This is a genomic window from Acidovorax sp. FW305-C-20-28 (assembly GCF_058783375.1).
Genome location: NZ_JBYSYM010000050.1, coordinates 1 through 19,833 on the forward strand (window position 1 = coordinate 1; position 19,833 = coordinate 19,833).

19 protein-coding genes are annotated in these 19,833 nt (G+C 68.7%); 8 read left to right on the forward strand and 11 right to left on the reverse strand.

Features of this window, described 5'->3' with window-relative positions; translation table 11 throughout:
* Window positions 1-73: 73 nt before the first annotated feature.
* The 3 genes from AC3WOH_RS32405 to AC3WOH_RS32415 all read right to left on the reverse strand — a co-directional run bounded on the left by AC3WOH_RS32405 (window position 74) and on the right by AC3WOH_RS32415 (window position 2,081).
* Window positions 74-898: a hypothetical protein gene (locus tag AC3WOH_RS32405; protein ID WP_492233446.1), complete on the reverse strand. Its 825-nt coding sequence runs from the start codon at window positions 896-898 to the stop codon at window positions 74-76.
* A gap of 225 nt (window positions 899-1,123) precedes the next feature.
* A complete protein-coding gene (locus AC3WOH_RS32410) occupies window positions 1,124-1,360 on the reverse strand; it encodes a tautomerase family protein (RefSeq protein ID WP_492233447.1) in 237 nt (78 codons plus the stop codon).
* A 10-nt stretch (window positions 1,361-1,370) separates the two neighbouring features.
* Window positions 1,371-2,081: an SDR family NAD(P)-dependent oxidoreductase gene (locus AC3WOH_RS32415; protein WP_492233448.1), complete on the reverse strand. Its 711-nt coding sequence runs from the start codon at window positions 2,079-2,081 to the stop codon at window positions 1,371-1,373.
* 109 nt (window positions 2,082-2,190) lie between these two features.
* Between AC3WOH_RS32415 and AC3WOH_RS32420 the strand changes: the two genes are divergently transcribed.
* The 6 genes from AC3WOH_RS32420 (at window position 2,191) to AC3WOH_RS32445 (ending at window position 9,050) form a co-directional block, all read left to right on the forward strand.
* Complete coding sequence (locus AC3WOH_RS32420) at window positions 2,191-3,084, forward strand: LysR family transcriptional regulator (protein WP_492233449.1); 894 nt, start codon at window positions 2,191-2,193, stop codon at window positions 3,082-3,084.
* A 145-nt stretch (window positions 3,085-3,229) separates the two neighbouring features.
* Window positions 3,230-4,549 (forward strand): MFS transporter, encoded by a 1,320-nt coding sequence (locus AC3WOH_RS32425; protein WP_492233450.1) that lies wholly within the window; start codon window positions 3,230-3,232, stop codon window positions 4,547-4,549.
* A gap of 53 nt (window positions 4,550-4,602) precedes the next feature.
* On the forward strand, window positions 4,603-6,042 hold the full coding sequence (locus AC3WOH_RS32430) for an FAD-binding oxidoreductase (RefSeq protein WP_492233451.1): 1,440 nt from the start codon (window positions 4,603-4,605) through the stop codon (window positions 6,040-6,042).
* Window positions 6,043-6,053: 11 nt separating this feature from the next.
* Window positions 6,054-7,619, forward strand: a complete 1,566-nt coding sequence (locus tag AC3WOH_RS32435) for a tannase/feruloyl esterase family alpha/beta hydrolase (protein ID WP_492233452.1) — start codon at window positions 6,054-6,056, stop codon at window positions 7,617-7,619.
* 86 nt (window positions 7,620-7,705) lie between these two features.
* On the forward strand, window positions 7,706-8,659 hold the full coding sequence (locus AC3WOH_RS32440) for a LysR substrate-binding domain-containing protein (RefSeq protein ID WP_492233453.1): 954 nt from the start codon (window positions 7,706-7,708) through the stop codon (window positions 8,657-8,659).
* 139 nt (window positions 8,660-8,798) lie between these two features.
* The gene (locus AC3WOH_RS32445) at window positions 8,799-9,050 is read left to right on the forward strand and encodes a DUF3606 domain-containing protein (RefSeq protein ID WP_492233454.1); all 252 of its coding nucleotides are present in this window, start codon (window positions 8,799-8,801) and stop codon (window positions 9,048-9,050) included.
* An 89-nt stretch (window positions 9,051-9,139) separates the two neighbouring features.
* On the opposite strand, the gene AC3WOH_RS32450 is transcribed toward AC3WOH_RS32445, so the two are convergent.
* The 8 genes from AC3WOH_RS32450 to AC3WOH_RS32485 all read right to left on the reverse strand — a co-directional run bounded on the left by AC3WOH_RS32450 (window position 9,140) and on the right by AC3WOH_RS32485 (window position 17,810).
* A complete protein-coding gene (locus AC3WOH_RS32450) occupies window positions 9,140-10,159 on the reverse strand; it encodes a sensor domain-containing diguanylate cyclase (RefSeq protein WP_492233455.1) in 1,020 nt (339 codons plus the stop codon).
* A 185-nt stretch (window positions 10,160-10,344) separates the two neighbouring features.
* Window positions 10,345-11,499: an acyl-CoA dehydrogenase family protein gene (locus AC3WOH_RS32455; RefSeq protein ID WP_492233456.1), complete on the reverse strand. Its 1,155-nt coding sequence runs from the start codon at window positions 11,497-11,499 to the stop codon at window positions 10,345-10,347.
* A gap of 3 nt (window positions 11,500-11,502) precedes the next feature.
* The gene (locus tag AC3WOH_RS32460; RefSeq protein ID WP_492233457.1) at window positions 11,503-12,333 is read right to left on the reverse strand and encodes an SDR family NAD(P)-dependent oxidoreductase; all 831 of its coding nucleotides are present in this window, start codon (window positions 12,331-12,333) and stop codon (window positions 11,503-11,505) included.
* Between the two features lie 26 nt (window positions 12,334-12,359).
* Window positions 12,360-12,785, reverse strand: a complete 426-nt coding sequence (locus tag AC3WOH_RS32465) for a MaoC/PaaZ C-terminal domain-containing protein (RefSeq protein ID WP_492233458.1) — start codon at window positions 12,783-12,785, stop codon at window positions 12,360-12,362.
* 7 nt (window positions 12,786-12,792) lie between these two features.
* Entirely contained in the window at window positions 12,793-13,233 is a 441-nt protein-coding gene (locus AC3WOH_RS32470; protein ID WP_492233459.1) for a MaoC family dehydratase N-terminal domain-containing protein, read from the reverse strand.
* Window positions 13,234-13,246: 13 nt separating this feature from the next.
* Window positions 13,247-14,431: a lipid-transfer protein gene (locus tag AC3WOH_RS32475; RefSeq protein WP_492233460.1), complete on the reverse strand. Its 1,185-nt coding sequence runs from the start codon at window positions 14,429-14,431 to the stop codon at window positions 13,247-13,249.
* Window positions 14,432-14,470: 39 nt separating this feature from the next.
* Complete coding sequence (locus AC3WOH_RS32480) at window positions 14,471-16,030, reverse strand: long-chain-fatty-acid--CoA ligase (RefSeq protein WP_492233461.1); 1,560 nt, start codon at window positions 16,028-16,030, stop codon at window positions 14,471-14,473.
* Window positions 16,031-16,163: 133 nt separating this feature from the next.
* Window positions 16,164-17,810 (reverse strand): tannase/feruloyl esterase family alpha/beta hydrolase, encoded by a 1,647-nt coding sequence (locus AC3WOH_RS32485; protein ID WP_492233462.1) that lies wholly within the window; start codon window positions 17,808-17,810, stop codon window positions 16,164-16,166.
* 261 nt (window positions 17,811-18,071) lie between these two features.
* On the opposite strand from AC3WOH_RS32485, the gene AC3WOH_RS32490 reads away from it, so the two are divergent.
* The gene (locus tag AC3WOH_RS32490; protein ID WP_492233463.1) at window positions 18,072-19,079 is read left to right on the forward strand and encodes an AraC family transcriptional regulator; all 1,008 of its coding nucleotides are present in this window, start codon (window positions 18,072-18,074) and stop codon (window positions 19,077-19,079) included.
* Window positions 19,080-19,175: 96 nt separating this feature from the next.
* Window positions 19,176-19,763, forward strand: coding sequence for a flavin reductase family protein (locus AC3WOH_RS32495; RefSeq protein WP_492233464.1), 588 nt, complete (start codon window positions 19,176-19,178; stop codon window positions 19,761-19,763).
* The last annotated feature ends 70 nt before the right edge of the window (window positions 19,764-19,833 follow it).

The window sequence follows — 19,833 nt, forward strand, 5'->3', positions numbered from 1 at the left end:
CAAGCCGTCTGCTGAGCGCCTGCAACTTAAAGCGGGGGGCTTTCGGTGGCAAGCGGTGAATTTCAACAGCCTGTTAGATCTGGTGCGCCTCACAGCCCTGCAAAAGGACCATCGCCGAAATACACTGCCCTTCCTCCGGCACCCAGTCGCCCGGCGTCATGGTGTTAGCGCCGAACACCACGGGCAGCGAGATGGGCTCCAAACAACCCAGAGACCAACGCAAGGTAGTTCTGTAGATCGGCAGGCCCATCACCTCCCCGGTGCTGACAGCACCAATGGGGCCAATGTAGAGATAGGACTCCGGGGCCTGCTGCGCCGAAGGCGATGGGGTGATGAACGCCCCGCCCCGCTCACCCAGTTGCTCCATGAACTGCTGCTTCTCCAGGTCACTGCCCATGGCGTCGAGCAGCTGTTGAAAGGGCCGCACATGGAGCATGAAGCCGCCCAGGTAGAAAGCCTTTTGATTGCGCTCCCGATAGCCCTCGCGGTTCGCACCGAACAGCACATCCATGAAGGTGAACGATTCGCCCTGCCCCACCGCTTGAATGAATCCATCGACAGGGTGGGAAGACGGCAGGACCGACTCGATCTCGCACTCCACCAGCACACCATCCCGGATGAAGGGGTAGACAGACTGCACGGTGAGGGCGTCGCCATTCGAGCTGAGCCAGAGCGCCACAGAAAAGAGGCCCATGTCCAGCGTCATCAGCCCCGCCTCGACAGAGCCATCCGGCAAACGATGGTGGTCGCGCACCGCCGTGACCTCGAACTCTTTCAGGCGCTCCAGAACGTGAAAACTCACGGCGCCGTCATCTCCCAAAGCCTGCCAGAGATCCCCCAACATACCGACACTCCCTTTCTGGTTGTAGCGGTGCGGCGACGAGGTGCCACCGAGCACCCGCACCGCTCCACACGGACACACGAAGCGGCTGCCCTGCACAACGCGGGGCTGCGCGCGAATGGTCCTGCAGCGCAACGATATCTCACTTCAAGGCACAGCTTGCACAGCAAACTACCGTCCTGGCCTGTGGTGGGCACCCGCCTTCTGGGAACCTCGGCTTTGTAGACCGCTTTTAGGCTGGGCCAGTCCTGGAAGACCGGCACCGCCCTGCAGTGGGGTCCATCAGCCCGGCTGCCCCTGGTTCCGCGCACGCCACTCGGGCACGGTCACGCCGCCCACGCCCCAGTTGTCGAGGTCGACCTCGTCGATGACCACGAAGGTGGAGTCGTGCGGCTTGCCCATGACCTGGTACAGCAGGTCGGAGACGCCCTGGATCAGGGCGCGCTTTTGCTCCGCGGTGGTGGCACTGGCGCCGGGCGCGGTGCCCTCGCGCGTAACCTTGATGTTGACGTAAGGCATGGCACTCTCCCTACCAGCGGCCGGCATGCTGGCCGCCGTCGACATTGAGGGTCTCGCCCGTGACGAAGGCCGCGTTCTCCAGGTACATCACGGCCTCGGCCACCTCGGAGACCTCGCCCATGCGCCCCATGGGGTGCATGCCGGCGAGAACGCCGTGCGCCGCCGGGTCGTGCATGGGCGTCTTGATGATGCCGGGCGCGACCGCGTTCACGCGCACGCCGCTCTGCGCGTACTCGATGGCCAGGCCGCGGGTCACCGCGTCCAGCCCGCCCTTGGTCAGCAGCGCCAGGCCCGAGGGAGCGCCCGCGATCGCCTGGTGCACCAGGGTCGTGGTGATCTGCACGATGTGGCCGTGGCCCTGGCGCAGCAGATGGGGCAGCACGGCCTGCGTGGTGTGGAAGAAGCCGGCCAGGTTCACATCCACCACGCGCCCGAACTCTTCGGCGGTGTACTCGGTGAACGGCTTGCCCAGGAAGATGCCGGCGTTGTTGACCAGCGTGTCGATGCGGCCGAAACGCTCCAGCGCGGCGGCCACCAGGCGCTCGGCGGCCGATCGATCGCGCACATCGCCCGCCACGGCAAACACATCCGCATCGGCGCCAGGCTGGATGTTGCGCGACGTGGCAACCACGGCAAAACCGTGCCGGCGGTAGGCGGCAACGATGCCCGCGCCGATGCCCTGCGATGCGCCCGTGACGATGGCGACTTTTTTCTCACTCATGAAAACTCCTTGGGGAAGTGTCGGTACAGATGGACTGCGACGGGGTCTCCCGACGCCCTCCATAGAGTAGGGACGCCCCCCTGGGAGCGGTAGCCGTTATCCTCGCACAATGGCTGATAGAAAACGCACAGAGGTCGACTGGCAGGACGTGCGCGTCTTCCTGGCATTGGGGCGCTACCGCAGCCTGTCGGCCGCGGCCCGGGCGCTGCAGGTGAACCACGCAACCATTGCCCGGCGCCTGCAGTCGCTGGAGCACAGCATGGGCGAAAAGCTCGTCGAGCGCCGGCCCGACGGCTATCTGCTGACCCCGGCGGGCGAGGTGGCGCTGCAGGCGGCCACCGGCATGGAGGCGGCCGCACAGGCACTGACCCGTGCCGAGCAGGGCCAGGGGGAGGCCCTGCGCGGGCTGGTGCGCATCAATGCACCGCCGGCGCTGGCCCATGCCTTTCTGGCAGCGCAGCTGGCCCGGGTCACCGTGCTCCACCCGGGGCTGGACATCGACCTGGCGACGGACCTGCACGCCATCAGCCTCAACCGGCGCCAGGCCGACATTGCCGTGCGCCTGGGGCGGCCCGCCGACGGCGACCTGATCGCCAGGCTCGCGGGCCGGATGGCCTTTGGCTTCTATGGCACCCGCCAGCGCTGCGAGGAGATCGAGCGGGGTGAGCCACCGGTCTTCATCAGCTTCGACGAGCAGCATTCGGGCATGCCCGAATCGAACTGGCTGGTGCAGCAGTTCCCGCGCGCGCGCTTTTCCCTGCGCGCCGAAAATCAGGTCCTGCAGGCCACCGCCGCGCGGGCCGGCGCAGGCATTGCCCTGCTGCCGCATTACATCGGTCGGCAGGTGCCCGAGTTGCAGCCCTGCGCGCTGGCAGCGCTGCCACCGGCACGCGAGATCTTCGTGCTGACCCGTGGGCAGGACCGGCATGCGGGCCCAATACGCGCCGTGGTGCAGCACCTGCTCGAGGTGTTCCGCGAGAACCGGGCCCTGTTTGCCGCCTGAGCCTGCGCCAGGCTGCCCGAGCGGGCATCTCTTTCAGAGATACGAAGCTCGCCAATCCATATGCATTTTGCGTAGTAACCCCCGGCGGTGCAGGCCGGCACCGGTGCAACCATCTCGCCACACCAACAACGAAAGCGAGACATCCATGGGCTCCCCCGCCATCACGCAGCCGTACCCGCACAGCGCGACCGACGACCTGGCCGACGCGACCTACCGCAAGGTCGGCTGGCGCCTGCTGCCACTGCTCTTCCTGTGCTACATCGTGGCCTACCTGGACCGCGTGAACGTGGGCTTCGCCAAGCTGCAGATGCAGGGCGACCTGCAGTTCAGCGAGGCGGTGTACGGCCTGGGTGCCGGCATCTTCTTCCTGGGCTACTTCCTCTTCGAGGTGCCCAGCAACGTGGTGCTGCACCGCGTGGGCGCACGCCGCTGGATCGCGCGCATCATGGTCACCTGGGGCCTGCTCTCGGCGGGAACCATGTTCGTCAGCTCGCCCACCTCGTTCTACGTGGTCCGCTTCCTGCTGGGCGCGGCGGAGGCGGGGTTCTTCCCGGGCATCATCCTGTACCTCACCTACTGGTACCCTGCGGCGCGGCGCGGCAAGGCGACCTCGCTGTTCCTGGCCGCCATTCCGTTCGCGGGCATCCTGGGCGGCCCGGTTTCGGGCTGGATCCTGCAGGGCATGGGCGGAATCAACGGCTGGGCCGGTTGGCAATGGCTGTTTTTGCTGCAGGGCCTGCCCACCGTGGCGCTGGGCCTGGTGGTGTGGCGCTGCCTGGACGACCGCGTGAAGGACGCGCGCTGGCTCACCCCGGAAGAACGCGCGCTGATCGCCCGCGAGATCGCTGCCGAAGAGGCCGGCAAGGCAGCGCCCAGGATCCTGGCGGTGCTGTCCAATCCACGCGTGTGGCTGCTGGCGCTGGTGTACTTCGCCTTCGTCTCGGGGCTGTACGGCATCTCGTTCTGGCTGCCCAGCATCATCAAGGCCCTGGGCGTCCAGGGCGCGCTGGACATCGGCCTGGTCAGCGCCATTCCCTGGTCCTTCGGCGTGGTGGCGATGTACCTGGTGGCGCGCAGCGCGGACCGCCGGCTCGAGTACCGCTGGCACAGCGCCAGCGCCGCCGTGGTCGGTGCACTCGGCCTGGTGCTGAGCGTGGCCTTGCGCGGCAATGCGGTGTACGCCATGGCCGGGCTCACGCTGGCGACCATGGGCATCATGGCCACCCTGCCCATCTTCTGGGGCATGCCCACGGCCTTCCTGGGCGGTGCGGCGGCAGCGGCCGGCATTGCCTTCATCAACTCCTTCGGCAACCTCTCGGGATTTTCGGCGCCCTATCTGATCGGCGTGATCAAGGACGCGACCCAGAGCACCGACGCGGGCCTGCACATGCTGGCCGCCCTGCTGGTGGTCGGCGCAGTGCTGGTGCTGTTCGCCAGGCCCGAGAAGCCCACCCCCACGCGCTGACCCTGCGGCGCTGCCTGCAGCGCCCTCCCCCTTTGTCCAGAAAGAGACTTCCCATGCTTGCGGAACTGAGTCCCCCTGCGCGCACGCAACGCCGCGCGCCCTCCCCCGGCCTGATCGCGCGCCTGCGCCAGCGTTTCGGCGATCGCTGCTCCACCAGCCAGGCCGTGCTGCTGCAGCACGGTACGGACGAGTCGGCCTACCTGCCCCAGCCGCCCGATGCCGTGGTCTACGTGCACAGCAGCGAGGAGGTGGCCTTTGTCGTGCAGGCCTGCGCGCACGAGCGCGTGCCGATCATCGGCTTCGGCGTGGGCTCCTCGGTCGAGGGGCACCTGCTGGCCGTCGAGGGGGGTGTCTGCGTGGACTTCTCGCAGATGAACCAGGTGCTCGCCATCCGCCCCGGCGACCTCACGGCCACCGTGCAGGCCGGCGTGACACGCGGGCAGCTCAATGCCGCGCTGGCGGGCACCGGCTTCTTCTTCTCGGTGGACCCGGGGGCCGATGCCTCCATCGGCGGGATGGTGGCCACCGCGGCATCCGGCACCAACACTGTGCGCTACGGCACCATGCGCGACAACCTGGTGAGCCTGACGGTGGTCACCGCCAGCGGCGAGGTGGTGCGCACCGCCTCGCGGGCACGCAAGAGCGCGGCGGGCTACAACCTCACGCAGCTGTACTGCGGGTCGGAGGGCACACTGGGCCTGATCACAGAGGCCACGGTGCGCCTGCACCCGCACCCCGAGGCCTGCGCCGCAGCGGTGGTGCACTTCCCCAGTGTGCGGGCCGCGGTGGACTGTGTGATCGAGTCGATCCAGATGGGCGTGCCGCTGGCGCGCGCCGAGATGCTCGATGCGCTGACCCTGCGCGCCGTGAACGCCCACAGCCGGACCACGCTGAGCGAACACCCCACGCTGTTCCTGGAGTTCTGCGGCAGCCAGGCGCAGATCGCCGAGCAGTCGGACACCGTGCGCGAAATCGCCGCCAGCCATGGCGGCGGTGACTTCGAGTGGGCGCACCTGCCCGAGGAGCGCTCGCGCCTGTGGACGCCGCGCCACCATGCCTACTTCGCCTGCCTGCAGCTCAAGCCCGGCAGCCGCAGCCTGACCACCGATGCCTGCGTGCCCCTGTCCGCGCTGGCGCAGTGCATCGACGAAACACAGGCCGACCTGGCCGAGCACGGCCTGCTCGCGCCGGTGTTCGGCCACGTGGGCGACGGCAATTTCCACTGCCTGGTGCTGGTGGACCCGGCCAGCGCCGAGGAGAACGCCGCCGCCGAAGCCTTCAGCCACCGGCTGGTGCAGCGCGCGCTGCGCCATGGCGGCACCTGCACGGGCGAGCATGGCGTGGGCCTGCACAAGCAGCACTACCTGGCCGAGGAACACGGTGCCGAGGGCGTGGCGCTGATGCGCGCCGTGAAGCAGGCGCTGGACCCGCACAACATCTTCAACCCCGGCAAGGTCGTCGCGGCGGCCGGCCCGGACCGCCACCCCCACTGAGGAGAACCACCATGACGAAACTGATGCAATGGTTGCTACTGCCTGCGGCCGCACTCGCCACCCTGGCCGGCTGCGGCGGCGACGGCGCGCCTGCCATGCCGCTGGCCGAGAAATGCGCCACCCTGCAGGGCAAGACCCTGGCCAACGGCAGCGTGGTGATCGACGACGCCAAGCTGGCTGCCGCGGCGCCGCCCCAGCCCGAATACTGCGTGGTGACGGCCCGCTTCAAGGACTCGGCCCTGCGCTTCGAGGCCCGGTTGCCCACCACGGGCTGGAACGGCAAGCTCGCCTTCCTGGGCGGTGGCGGTTTCGACGGCGCCATGCCCACGGCCGCTGCGGCGCAGTTCAGCGAATCCATCTTCACCGAGCGCTACGCGACCATCGGCACCAACGGCGGCTACGACTACCCGCCGCCGCGCGACCTGAACTATTTCAAGGGCGAGTTCGCGCTCGATGCCGCCAAACTGCTCGACTTTGCGCAGCAGTCCGAGCACCGCGCCCTGCCGCCCGGCAAGGAGGTCATGGCCCAGTTCTTCGGCACGCCGCCCACGCGCAGCTACTTCGAAGGCTGCTCCATGGGCGGGCACGATGCGCTCATGCAGGCCCAGCGCTTTCCCGAGGACTTCGACGGCATCGTCGCGCGGGCGCCCGCCGGCAACGTGATGGGGCTGTTCGTGCAGTTCAACCGCATCGCCCGGCAGGTCAAGGGGCCCGGCGGAGCGCTCAACGCCGCCAAGCAGAACCTGCTGGCCAATGCGGTGCTGGCGCAGTGCGACGGGCTCGACGGCCTGAACGACGGCATCATCGCCCGGCCCGCCGCCTGCCAGTTCGACGCCAGGGCACTGCGCTGCACGGGCGGCGCCGACACCGGCGACAGCTGCCTGTCGGACGCGCAGATCGCCACGGTGCAGACCGTCACCTCGCCGGTGGCGACCGCCCATGGTGGCTGGTCGCACCCGGGTTATCCGTTCGGCGGCGAGAACTCGGCCAAGGGCTGGGGCGAGTACATCTGGCCGCAGGCGGGCCTTGCCGGCGCATCGACGCAGGGCCTGTTCTCGGACGGCTTCATCCGCTCCTTCATCGCGCGCGACGCGTCCTTCGACACCGCCACCTGGAACCCCGACCAGTGGCTGGACCGCATGGCCACCGTCGGCGGCCTTTTCGGTGCGACCGACCCCAACCTGGCCCCGCTGCACGCGCGCGGCGCCAAGCTGATCCTGTGGAACGGCACAACCGACACCTCGGTGAGCGCGCGCGACACCGCCCGCTACTACGAGCAGGTGGTTGCCACCCTGGGCCAACGCAAGGCCGACGAGGCGGTCGAGCTGTTCCTGGCGCCGGGCGTGGGCCACTGCTTTGGCGGCGCGGGGCCCGACAAGGTCGACCTGCTGCAGGCCATGGCCACCTGGGTGGAGCAAGGCGTTCCCGCCTCGCAGCAAAAACTGCTGCTGCGCAAGACCGACGCCGCGGGTGCCACCACCATGGCGCGGCCGATGTGCAAGCACCCGGCCTACCCGCGCTACAAGGGCACGGGCGACGTGAACGCGGCCGCCAGCTTCGACTGCGTGCTGGAGTGACACCGGGGGCGTGGCGGCCTGCCACGCCCTCCCTACAATGGCCTGCCGCCCCTGGCCTGCACGGAGGGGCGGCCGGAGATTTGCCGATGGAATTGCGCCAGTTCAAGTATTTCGTGGCCATTGTCGACTGCGGCAGCCTGTCGCGCGCGGCCCAGCAGCTCTACGTGGCGCAGTCGGCGCTGAGCAAGCAGATGACCGAGCTCGAAGGCGAGCTGGGCACCCAGTTGCTGCTGCGCGGGCGCAACGGCGTGGCCATGACCGAGGCCGGCAAGGTGTTCTACGAGTACGCCCAGGGCATCACCAAGCAGGTCCAGGACGCCAAGGCCGCCGTGCACGTGGCGGCCGATTCGGTCGTGGGCACCGTCGTGGCCGCCGTGCCGCAGAGCGTGTCGCCGATGATCGCCTTGCCGCTGATGCGGGCAGCCGCGCGCCGCTACCCCGAAGTGGTATTGCACCTCAACGAGGAGCTGACCGGCAACATGGTCGACCAGTTGCTGCGCGGGCGCGTGGACATGGCCATCTTCTCGCCCACCATGCCATCGGAAGACACCACCTTCACGCCCCTGGTCGAAGAGGAGTTCGTCTTTCTCGAATCGCCCCAGGACCCGCTGGCCCTGCCGCCCGGCGACGTGAGCCTGGCCCAGGCCGTCGCCCGCCCCCTGGTATGGCCGGCCAACGCGCACGGCCACTGCACCCGCTGGCTGGTGGACACGGCGCTGGGCAGCGCGGGCTACCCGGCCGCGCGCGTGGCGGCGGAGATCAATTCGGTCTACACCCTCAAGGCCGCGGTGGAGGCGGGCCTGGGCCCCACCATCATGCCCCTGGGCCTGGCCCAGCGCGAGGTCAGCGAGCAGCGGCTGCGCGCCCACCGCATTGTCGCGCCAGCCATGCACCGCACACTCGGCCTGTGCCTGTCGGTGCACCTGCCCACCACCAATGCCAAGCGGGCGATCTTCCGCCTGATCGGCGACGTGGTGCGCGAGTTGTGCACCAGCGGCCAGTGGCAGGGCACGCGCCTGGCGGTGGACACCAAGGCTTGAGCGGTCCCGCAGCCGGGCAGCCCGGACAAGGCGTGTTGTCCTACGGCAGGGATTCGCGTTGCCACTACACCGGCGCCTGCCGGGCTGGCGCACATTCTGGCTCACCACCACCCTGCCGGCACTGTCCGAGGAGCCTTCCATGTACCACCACCCCGCCCTTCCGCCCGTGGCCTTTCCCTCTGTGAACCTCGCGCAGACGTACGAGATCCAGGGCTGGATGGACTCACTGAACTGCAGCGAGGCCGATCTGCGCGAAGCCGTGGCCCTGGTCGGCCAGTCCCCCACCGCGGTGCACACCTACCTGCATGGCGGCAAGGGGCCCGAACCGCGGCGCGTGCGCACGGCCAAGCCCGCGCAGGCTGCAGCAGCCGCAGCGGTGCTTCGGGCCTAGGGCAACGCCAATGACGCATAGCGAGGATCGTCGAGGCCGAGCACGGCTCGGGCCCCAAGGCCTGAAAAGCCCGATTGCGGGCCAGCGGCTCAGTGGTGCACCAGCACCCGCCGTTCCTGCTTGGCCGAGTACATCGCCTGGTCGGCACGGCGGATGGCCAGGTCGGAGCTGCACTGGTCGGGGTCGACGCAGATGACCCCGACGCTCGCCCCCGGGTAGTCCAGGGTGCGCTGGTCGGCCAGGGTGACACGGCAGACCGTGGCTTCCTCGAGCCGCTGGCGCAGGCTGCGCACCGCCTCGGTGCTGTCCATGCCCTTGCGCGGGCCCGGGCCGGCGAAGACGAATTCGTCGCCGCCGAAGCGGCCCACGTAATCACTTTCGCGCAAGGCCTGGCGCAATTGGCCGGCAATGGCGCACAGCAGCGCATCGCCGGCCTCGTGGCCGTGCTCGTCGTTGACCTGCTTGAAGCCGTCCAGGTCCAGGAAGGCCACCATCACCTGCCCCTGCGCGCGGCGCGCGCGGGCCTGCAGGCGCTCGAGCTCGTCGAACAGCGCGCGGCGGTTGGGCAGGCCGGTGAGGGAGTCGACAAGCGCCATGGTGGACAGCTGTGCGTTCTTGCGCTGCAGTTCCTCGAGCAATTGCTCGCGCTCGACCTGCTGGGCAATGAGGCCGGCGAACAGCTGCAGCATCTTCTCGGTATCGGGCGAGAGCTCGGCGCGCTCGGCGCTGGCCGCGCACAGCGTGCCATAGACGGCGCCGTCGGACAGCCGCACCGGCATGCTCACATAGGTCTGGATGCCCAGCGCAGCCGCGGCGTCCGAATCGCCCCAGCAGCCCTGCACGTCGGCGGTGAACATGCGGCCCTCCTTGAGGGCGCGGTAGCACAGGGTATCGCCCCAGGGCACGGTCAGGCCCTCGGGGATCTGCATCTTGTGGGTGTTGCGGGAGAACAGCACGTGCTGCAGCGCCCGCTTCAGGTCGATGGTGGTGAGGTAGGTAGATTCCAGCCGCGTGACCGTGCCCAGCATCTCCAGCAAGGGGCGCGTGAGCTGTTCAAGCGTCTTGGCCTGGATGACGGAGTCGGAGAGGCGTGAAAGGAGCGGATCCATGGCGACAGCAGCAACGATGTGGTACACGGTTGGGGTGCCAGTCCACCAGCGGACGCAACCCATGCTGGCAATGTACGCCAATTTTGGCAATTACTTTATTGCCAAGTAAATAAATGTAGGACAAAGCCGCGTTGCAGCGTCAGACTGAAACGCCCGCCATCCGGGATGGGTGCTTCAACCACCTGTCATGACATGCCCAGCCGGCGCGCAATCAGGTCCTTCATGATCTCGCTGGTGCCGCCGTAGATGCGCTGGATGCGCGCATCGGCATACATGCGGGCGATGGGGTACTCGACCATGTAGCCGTAGCCGCCGAACAGCTGCAGGCACTCGTCGGTCACCCTGCCCTGCTGCTCCGTGCACCACAGCTTGGCCATGTAGGCGGCCTCGTTGTCCAGGGTGCCGTCGAGCATGCGCTGGGTGCAGTCGTTGACGAAGCTGCGCGCCACGTGGGCCAGCGTGGCGCATTCGGCCAGCTTGAAACGCGTGTTCTGGAAGTCGAACACGCTCTGCCCGAAGGCCTTGCGCTGCTTCGTGTATTCCACCGTGAGTTCGACCGCGCGCTCGATGACGGCGGCGGCCGGCACGCACAGCAGCATGCGCTCATAGGGCAGCTGGCTCATGAGCTGGATGAAGCCCTCGCCCTCTTTGGGGCCGAGCAACTGGCCCGCCGGGATGCGCACGCTGTCGAAGAACAGCTCGGCCGTGTCGGAGGCGTGCTGGCCGAGCTTTTCCAGGCGCCGGCCGACGCGAAAACCCGGCAGGTTCTCCGTCTCCAGCACCACCAGCGACACGCCACGGCTGCCGGCCTCGCCGGTGCGCACGGCCACCACCAGCAGGTTGGCGGTGAAGCCGTTGGTGATGAAGGTCTTGGCGCCGTCGATGACGTAGCCATCCCCGTCGCGGCGGGCGCGGGTGCGCAGCGCCTTCAGGTCCGAGCCGCAGCCGGGCTCGGTGAGCGCGATGCCGGCCAGCAGCTCGCCGCTGGCAAGGCGGGGCAGCCAGCGCTGATTTTGCGCCTCGGTGCCGTAGTCCATGAGGTAGTGGGCGGCGATGGAATGCACGGCCGTGTTCGCCGGCATCTCGGCGCGGGCCAGTTCGTCCTGCACCACCAGTTGGTAGGCCAGCGAGGCACCGGCGCCCTGGTAGGCCTCGGCCAGCTCGGGCAGCAGGAAGCCCATCTGGCCGAAAGGCTGCCAGACCTCTCGCGGGATGAAGCCCTGGCGGCGCCACCCGTCCAGGTGCGGCGCCATCTCGCCGGCGATGTAGCGGCGCACCTGGTCGCGAAAGGCCTCGATCTCGTCGTCCATCCAGCGATGGCGGTACAGCTGCGGCAGCATGGCTCAGATCCCCGTGAGGCCGCCGCTGCACATGAGCGTCTGACCGCTGACATAGTCCGACTCGGGGATGCACAGCAGGTACACGGCGCCCGCCGCCTCTTCGGGTGTGCCGCCGCGGCCCAGCGGTATGCTGCGCTCCATCATCGCCATCAGCTCGGGGTTGATGCCGACCTTGATGTCGCGCCCGTCGATGTGGGCCGTGGCCTGGTCCGCCGCGCTGCTGGTCAGGCGCGTCTTGATGAAGCCGTAGGCCACGCAGTTGACGGTGACGTTCATGCGCCCCCACTCCTTGGCCAGGGTCTGGGTCATGCCCAGGATGCCGGCCTTGGCCGTGGCGTAGTTGGCCTGGCCGGCATTGCCGAACAGCCCGGCCACCGACGAGATGTTGACCACCTTGCGCACCACGCGCTGGCCGGCATCGGTCTCGGCCTTGCCCAGCGCGCGGATCACGGGCTGCGCGGCACGCAGGATGCGAAACGGCGCAGTCAAGTGGCAGTCGATCATGGCGTACCACTGCTCGTCCGTCATCTTCTGCACCACGCTGTCCCAGGTGTAGCCGGCGTTGTTGATGAGGATGTCCAGGCCTTTGTATTCCTGCACCGCCGTGCCGACGAAGCGCTCGGCAAAGTCGGGCGCCGTCACGTTGCCCACGCAGGCCGTGGCCGTGCCGCCCTCCTGGCGGATGGCATCGACCGTCTCCTGCGCGGGTTCGGGGTCCAGGTCGTTGACGACGATGCGTGCGCCTTCGGACGCGAGCTTGAGCGCGATGGCGCGGCCGATGCCACGGCCCGAGCCGGTGATGAGGGCGACCTTGCCTTCGAGTTTGGGTGTCATTCTGGGTTGTCCTGTGCTGATTTGTTTCACGGCAGCGCGATGAGCGCTTCGCCGACGATCTTGGTCTGTCCGAACTGGTTGCTGCTCTGGATCTCCAGGCGCACACAACGCTCGCCGTTGTGCTCGAGCTTTTCCACCACGCGCGCCGTGCAGCGCATGGCGTTACCCAGGTGCGTGATGCCCTGAAAGCGCACGTCCAAGCGCCGCAGCTGGCTTTGCGGCACCCAGCGCGTGAGCAGGCGCCCCAGCCAGGCCATGCCCAGCATGCCCTGGGCAAACACGTCCGGCATGCCGGCCTGGCGCGCAACGTCGGTATCGATGTGGATGGCGTTGTGGTCGCCCGAGGCGCCCGCGAACAGGCACAGCGTGGTGCGGTCCACGGGCACAACCTCCAGCGCGGGCAGCTCGCTGCCCAACTCGATGGTGTCGAAAGTGATGGTGGGGGTGGTCATGGGGAGCTCAGTGGCGGCACACCAGCACGGTGCGCATTTCGGCGACGAGCTCGCCCTGCTGGTTGGTCGCGCGCGAGGTCTTGACGACGAACTCCAGCGCGCCGTTCTTCTTGTCGTAGACGTCGGTGATCTTCGAGCGCACCGTCACCGTGTCGCCCGCGCAGGCCGGGCGGTGGTACGCAAAGCCCTGCTCGCCATGGAGCAGCTTGGCAAACGGGATGCCCAGGTCCGCCAGCAGGCGGTCGGTCGCACCCGAATCGAGCTCGGCCGCGAACAGGAAGGTCGGTGGGGCGGGGATGTCCGCATACCCCGCATCGCGCGCCGCCTGGGCGTCGGTATAGACCGGGTCCGTCTCGCCGATGGCCTTGGCGAAGAAGCGCAGCCGGGTGCGCTCGATGGGCAGGACCGAGGCCTGCAGCTCGTGGCCGATCCACTTCTTGTCGATCATCGTGGCTCCCTGGTCATACACGTTCATACAGGGTCACGACACAGGCGCCGCCCAGGCCCAGGTTGTGCTGCAGCGCCAGCCGCGCGCCATCGACCTGGCGCTTCTCGGCCGTGCCACGCAGCTGCTGGACCAGCTCGGTGCACTGCGCCAGCCCTGTGGCGCCCAGCGGGTGTCCCTTGCTCAACAGGCCGCCGGACGGGTTGGTGACGACCTTGCCGCCGTAGGTGTTGTCGCCGTCGAGAACGAATTTCTCGGCGCCGCCTTCGAGGCACAGGCCCAGCGATTCGTAGCTCAGCAGCTCGTTGTGGGCAAAGCAATCGTGCAGCTCGACCACCTGCACCTCCGCGGGGCCGATGCCAGCGGCCTCGTACACCTGGCGCGCGGCCTCGCGCGCCATGCCGAAGCCCACCACCTCGCGCATGTCGCGCGCCCCGAAGGTCTCGGGCCGGTCGGTGGTCATGGCCTGCGCGCGGATGCGCACCGTGCGATCGAGGCCGTGGCGCTGCGCGAAGGCGTCGGAGCAGACGATGGCGGCCGCCGCGCCGCAGGTGGGCGGGCAGGCCATGAGCCGGGTCATCACGCCGGGCCACATCACCGGGGTGTTCAGCACCTCCTCCGCCGTGACCACGTTGCGGAACAGCGCCAGGGGATTGTTGGCCGCATGGCGGCTGGCCTTGGCGCGTATCTCGGCGAAGGTGGACAGCGCGGTGCCGTACTGCTGCATGTGGGCCAGGCCTGCGCCGCCGAAGTAGCGCAGCGCCAGCGGGACGCCAGGCTGGTCGACCAGCTCGTCCGTGGCCTTGTCGAAGTTCTCGAAGGGGCTGGGGCGGTCGTTGAACATGGCGCCTAAAGCGCCCGGGCTCATGTGCTCGAAGCCGAGTGCCAGCACGCATTCCGCCGCACCGCTGGCCACGGCCTGGCGCGCCAGGAACAGCGCGGTCGAGCCGGTGGAGCAGTTGTTGTTGACGTTGACGATGGGGATGCCCGTCATCCCCACCTCGTACAGGGCGCGCTGCCCGGCGGTCGAGTCGCCATAGACATAGCCGACATAGGCCTGCTGGACCTGCTCGTAGCCTATGCCGGCATCGGCCAGGGCCCTGCGCGTGGCCTCCGAGGCCATCGCCGGGTACGGCGCGTTCGCTCCGGGCTTGGTGAACGGGATCATGCCGACCCCGGTGACAAAGACATCACGGCTCATGGTTTCTTTCCTGGTTGTGTGTTGTGGGTGGAGGTGCCGCTATGCAACCGCACGCTGGCGGTTCTTCCAGAACGGCTCGCGCAGCTGGGTCTTGAGCACCTTGCCGGCACCGGACAGCGGCAGCGCCTCGGCGAAATCGATGCTGCGCGGGCACTTGTAGCCCGCGATCAGCGCCTTGCAATGCGCCACGAGGTCTGCCACCGCCACGCCCTGCCCCGGCCGGAGCACCACGACGGCGTGCACGGATTCGCCCCATTCGTCGCTGGGCACCCCGATCACCGCGCAGGTCAGCACGGCCGGGTGCTGGGCCAGCGCGTTCTCGACCTCGATGGAATAGACATTCTCGCCGCCGGTGATGACCATGTCCTTGAGCCGGTCGGCGATGAAGATGAAGCCCTCGTCGTCCATGGTGGCGCCGTCGCCGGTGTGCATCCAGCCATTGCGGATGGCCTGGGCCGTCAGCTCCGGCTGGCGCCAGTAGCCCTGCATGACATTGGGGCCGCGCACCACCACCTCGCCGATGGTGCCGCGCGGCACCTCCTGGTCATCGGCATCGACGATGCGCACCTCCACGCAGTGGGTGGCCCGGCCGGCGGAGCGCAGCTTGCCGCGCGCCCGTCCCTCGGCCTGGTGGCACCACGCTGGGTTGATGGTGGCGATCGGCGACAGCTCGGTCATGCCATAGGCCTGCACGAACTCCACGCCCGGCAGGGCCGCCATCGCACGCTCGAGCACCGCCTCGGATATCGGCGATGCACCGTAGACGATGGTGCGCAGCGCGCCGAGGTCGCGCGGCAGCTGCATCGCCGGGTGGTCCACCAGCATCTGGATCATGGTAGGCACCAGCAGCACGTGCGTGACGCGGTCGCGATCCAGCGTGGCCAGCACCTGCTCGGGCTGGAACGAGGGCAGCACGGTGTGGGTGTTGCCCTCGATCCAGTGGGGCATGCCCATGCCGATGTCGGCCAGGTGGAACATGGGCGCCACGTGCAGGTAGGTGCCACCCGGCGAGGCCAGGCCTTCGGACCGCGCGGCCTGCCCCACGCTGCACAGGTTGGCATGGCTGAGCATCACGCCCTTGGGGAAGCCGGTGGTGCCGCCGGTGTAGAAGATGCCCGCCAGGTCGTCGCCGCGGCGCAGCGCATCGGGGGCGGGCTCTGCGGCGCCCAGGATCGCTTCGTATCCGTGCATGCCCGCAGGCACCTCGCCGTCACCGCAATAGACCACCTCGCGCACCGTGGCGACCTGGGCACGGAAGCCCTCGGCCATGGCGCGGAAGGTCTCGTCGACGAGCAGGATGGTGGACTCCGAGTCGTTGAGCGAATACACGATCTCGGCAGCCGACCAGCGCGTGTTGCAAGGGTTGAGCACCCCGCCGCCCCAGGGCACGGCCATCTGGTATTCCAGGTAGCGGTCCGAGTTCAGCGACAGCATGGCGACCCGGTCGCCCGGCTGCATGCCCAGCTTCTGCAAGGCACGCGCCAGGCGCGCCACGCGCTCGCCCAGCTCGAGGAAGGTGTGCTGGCGGCTGCCGCAGCGCACGGCGATGCGCTCTGGGTGCTGCTGCATGGCGCGGTGCAGCGACTGTGTCAGGTACATGGATCTGTCTCCGTGGTGCCGGCTGGATGCCGGCTTTTTGTGGATGGTTCATGGTACGAATCGAGGCCCCCGCGCGCGAGGGCACATCGCACCGTTCTGATGGCAAAACGCCTCATTCGCTGCGCGGTGGCGCTCAGGGCCTCACGCAGTCGAAGCTGGCGGCGGCATTCACGTCGCCCGCGCCCCGGTATTTCGGCCAGGTGGGAAACTGGCACAGCGGGCGCGTGCGCCCCGGGGGGTTGGCGTCGGCCACGGTCTGGGGCCCTGGGGGCGTGCCGAAGTCGGCCCAGCGGTCCAGCGCATCCAGTGTGGCCATGCCCGTTGCGTTGAACGGCCCGGTGGCATGGCCGTAGCCAGGGACGGTGTAAAAGCGCATGAAGCCGTCCACCTGGGCCTGCCCGAAGCGGGCGACCAGCGCCTCGTAGTAGTCGACCGAGCCGCCCAGGGGGATCATGCTGTCCGACTGCCCGTGCACCAGGATCCACTTGGCCTTCTTCATGAAGGGCTGGATGTCGGTGCTGGTGGCATCGAGCAGGCTGGACATCTCCTGCACCCGGGCCGCGTACGGGCCAGGGTCCAGGGGGTCGAAGGCCAGACTGCCCGCACGTGGATCGCGCAGGATGAGGTGCCGCACCAGGGCATCGGCAAAGCCCGACAGCGACCCCAGGCTGGCGCCCACCGGCGGGCTGGAGATGCCCGGCGACCTGCCGAAGCCACCGGTGGAAAGATAGGCCGTGGAGACATCGAACCCCGCCTGGCTGGCGATGCCGTTCTTGAGTGCATAGGGGTAGCGGGTGCGGCTGCGCAGCGTCTGCGCGGTGGCCACCTGGGCGTCCGACAGGCAGGCATCGCCCAGATCGGCGCCGCCCGCGCAGCGCAGGCTGACCGGTGTGAAGGGGCAGGCCGCAGTGTTGCTGACGACGCCGTCTGCCACGCCGTCCAGCGCATCGCACGCGGCCAGCTCCGCTTGCTGCAGGGTCTGCAGCTTGGCCGGGGCCAGAAAGCCGGCACCGCCACCCAGGTGCAGCGCGCGGTTGAGCAATTGCCAGGACAGCAGGGTCGGCACCACGCTGTAGGCGGGGAACAGGGTGACCATGCCGTCGTAGTCCTCGGGCCACTTCTGCATGGCCGTCATGCCCTCGTGCCCGCCCTTGGAACCACCGACAAAATAGGTTCTGGCAGGCGCGCTGCCATAGCGTGCGCGCAGCAGCTGCATGGCCACGTCGCGCGTCTTCTTCACGGCGTCGCCGCCGTAGTTGCGCAGCATCTCGTCGTTGAGCGAGAACCGGGCATCGAAAGGGTCGCCGCCCGGCATCTGGTGGCCACTGTCGCCGGCGAACACGGCGTAGCCGCGCCCCAGCGGCGGCGAGGAATCGACGAAGGGGCTGGTGGTATCAAGCACAACGCCGTTCAGGCCGCCGCCCCCGAAGTGCACAGCCTTGCCATTCCACTCCGAGGGCATGGCGATGGAAAAGCCGATGGACTGGGCCGCACCGTCGACCGGGCGGATCTCGCCCGAGACCTTGCAGTACTCGCCCAGGGGCGCGGCGGCAGGGATGAGCACCGCCCCCGTGACCACGGCCCCGGTGGTCGCCAGGCCAATGGCGGCGCGGTCTACGGCACGGCCCTGCAGGGCGCTGCAGGCCTGGGCGGGTGGCATCGCAGGGCCTGAGGCAGAGGGGCTGTCGTCGCCATTCCCGCATGCGGACAAGGCCAGCAGCAAGGGGCCCATGAGTGCGGCGGCTGCTCGCCGCGGGGCGGTTTTTCGGTGGTTGTTCATTGCTTGTCTCCAGGATGGGTCTTGTCGTTGGGTTCGCGCACGGTGCGGGGGTCTTGTACGGCCCCGTTTCACCGTGGCCGGATGCTAGAAGCGCACTCTGGCCGTGGCGATGGCACGATCACGCCAATCGGATGGCACAAGACACCGATCTCCAGGACTCCACGGCGCCTGCATGCGTGTTGTCCCGGAGGCACGCGGCGCATCGCATGGCTAAGATCAAGCGGACGCGCCGGTCGCCCTTGCCTCGCCTTTTCTCCTGCCATGCTTCGCCCTCCCGTCACGATTCCCATCACCTTCGTCCAGGGCATGCTGTCCGGCATGCACGCACGCGGCGGGCCCTGCGAACCCCTTTTGCTGGAGGCAGGCATTGCGCCACAGCTGCTCGGGCAGCCCGGTGCGCGCGTGACCGCAGCGCAGTACGCCAGTCTGTTCAAGCGCCTCATCGAGCATCTGGACGACGAGTGCCTGGGCCTGCTCACCCGCCCGATGAAGCGGGGCTGCCTGTCGCTGGTGGCAAGGGCGGCCATCAGCGCGCCCACGCTGGAGCTTGCGGTGCGCCGCGCCGCGCACACCATCCGCCTGCTGCAGGACGACGTGGTGCTGGACCTGGTGCGCGAGGGTGCGCAGGCGGGCCTGGCCCTGCGCTTCGCCAACCCGCAGACCGCACGGCCCACGTTCCTGCACGAGCTGCTGCTGCGCGTGCTCTGGCGGCTGTTCGCGTGGCTTGTGGGGGGCCAGTTGCCCATCACGCGCATCGACTTCGCGTACGGGCAACCGGTGTATTCCGCCAGCTACGCCAAGATCTTTCCTGCGCCGCTGCGCTTTTCCTGCCCGCAGTCCACGCTGTGGTTCGACGATTCGCTGCTGCAGGCGCCGGTGCGCCGCGATGCCGCGGCCCTGCGCAACTTTCTGATGGATGCGCATGCGCAGATCATCGTTCCGCGGAGCGCCGAGGATTCGGTGGGTGCGCGGGTGCGCGCCCAGTTGCTGCGCACCCAGCCGGCCTGGCCCGACCTGGGCGGCATGGCCCAGGCCCTGCACATGGCGCCGACCACGCTGCAGCGGCGCCTGGCCAATGAAGGCATCTCCTACCAGGCGCTCAAGGACGAACTGCGGCGCGACACCGCGATCTGGCGGCTCAACACCAGCAGCGTCTCGCTCGCGGAACTGGCGGCCGAGCTGGGCTTCAACGACGGCTCGGCCTTCCAGCGGGCCTTCAAGAACTGGACCGGCAGCCCCCCGGGCGCCTACCGGCGCGAAGGTGCTTAGGCCCTGGATTTCAAAGGCATCGCGGCCCACCTATCATCGGCTTTGCGGCCCTTTTGCCGCTGCACCGGCGCGCACGCAACCCCTGCAAGGAATACCATGAACAGCCCCCTGGCCCCCGTCGAACTGGGCAAGGCCTACCGCCTCCTCAACCATGGCCCCACGGTGCTGGTATCGGCGCGCCACGGCGGGGTGGACAACGTGATGTCCGCCGCCTGGGCCTGTGCCCTGGACTTTGCGCCGCCCAAGCTCACGGTGGTGCTCGACAAGGCCACGCGCACGCGCGAACTGGTGGAGGCCAGCGGGCAATTCGTGGTTCAGGTGCCCACCGCTGCGCAGATGCAGCTCACCCACGATGTGGGCAACGCCAGCCTGCACCAGGACCCGGCCAAGCTGCAGCACCACGGCGTGGCGCTGTTCGGCATGGAGGGGCACGACCTGCCCTTCGTCGCGGGCTGCTCGGCCTGGCTGGCCTGCAAAGTCATCCCCGAGCCGCACAACCAGCAGGCCTACGACCTGTTCATCGGCGAGGTGGTGGGCGCCTGGGCCGACACGCGTGTGTTCTCGGGCGGGCACTGGCATTTCGAGACGGCCGGCCCCGAGTGGCGCAGCCTGCACTATGTGGCGGGCGGGCAGTTCTATGCGATCGGTGAATCGCTGGTGGCGCGTACCGAACCCCGGGGCTAAGGGCCTGAAAGCACGGGTTTCCGTGACAAAGGTCACTGGCATGGGCCGCTGCTGCGCACCACAATGCCGG

Bases quoted from the DNA above. Each gene is read 5' to 3' on its own strand.
- AC3WOH_RS32410 (WP_492233447.1), bottom strand. From the start codon at position 1,360: ATGCCTTACGTCAACATCAAGGTTACGCGCGAGGGCACCGCGCCCGGC.
- AC3WOH_RS32415 (WP_492233448.1), bottom strand. From the start codon at position 2,081: ATGAGTGAGAAAAAAGTCGCCATCGTCACGGGCGCATCGCAGGGCATC.
- AC3WOH_RS32420 (WP_492233449.1), top strand. From the start codon at position 2,191: ATGGCTGATAGAAAACGCACAGAGGTCGACTGGCAGGACGTGCGCGTC.
- AC3WOH_RS32425 (WP_492233450.1), top strand. From the start codon at position 3,230: ATGGGCTCCCCCGCCATCACGCAGCCGTACCCGCACAGCGCGACCGAC.
- AC3WOH_RS32430 (WP_492233451.1), top strand. From the start codon at position 4,603: ATGCTTGCGGAACTGAGTCCCCCTGCGCGCACGCAACGCCGCGCGCCC.
- AC3WOH_RS32435 (WP_492233452.1), top strand. From the start codon at position 6,054: ATGACGAAACTGATGCAATGGTTGCTACTGCCTGCGGCCGCACTCGCC.
- AC3WOH_RS32440 (WP_492233453.1), top strand. From the start codon at position 7,706: ATGGAATTGCGCCAGTTCAAGTATTTCGTGGCCATTGTCGACTGCGGC.
- AC3WOH_RS32445 (WP_492233454.1), top strand. From the start codon at position 8,799: ATGTACCACCACCCCGCCCTTCCGCCCGTGGCCTTTCCCTCTGTGAAC.
- AC3WOH_RS32450 (WP_492233455.1), bottom strand. From the start codon at position 10,159: ATGGATCCGCTCCTTTCACGCCTCTCCGACTCCGTCATCCAGGCCAAG.
- AC3WOH_RS32455 (WP_492233456.1), bottom strand. From the start codon at position 11,499: ATGCTGCCGCAGCTGTACCGCCATCGCTGGATGGACGACGAGATCGAG.
- AC3WOH_RS32460 (WP_492233457.1), bottom strand. From the start codon at position 12,333: ATGACACCCAAACTCGAAGGCAAGGTCGCCCTCATCACCGGCTCGGGC.
- AC3WOH_RS32465 (WP_492233458.1), bottom strand. From the start codon at position 12,785: ATGACCACCCCCACCATCACTTTCGACACCATCGAGTTGGGCAGCGAG.
- AC3WOH_RS32470 (WP_492233459.1), bottom strand. From the start codon at position 13,233: ATGATCGACAAGAAGTGGATCGGCCACGAGCTGCAGGCCTCGGTCCTG.
- AC3WOH_RS32475 (WP_492233460.1), bottom strand. From the start codon at position 14,431: ATGAGCCGTGATGTCTTTGTCACCGGGGTCGGCATGATCCCGTTCACC.
- AC3WOH_RS32480 (WP_492233461.1), bottom strand. From the start codon at position 16,030: ATGTACCTGACACAGTCGCTGCACCGCGCCATGCAGCAGCACCCAGAG.
- AC3WOH_RS32485 (WP_492233462.1), bottom strand. From the start codon at position 17,810: ATGAACAACCACCGAAAAACCGCCCCGCGGCGAGCAGCCGCCGCACTC.
- AC3WOH_RS32490 (WP_492233463.1), top strand. From the start codon at position 18,072: ATGCTTCGCCCTCCCGTCACGATTCCCATCACCTTCGTCCAGGGCATG.
- AC3WOH_RS32495 (WP_492233464.1), top strand. From the start codon at position 19,176: ATGAACAGCCCCCTGGCCCCCGTCGAACTGGGCAAGGCCTACCGCCTC.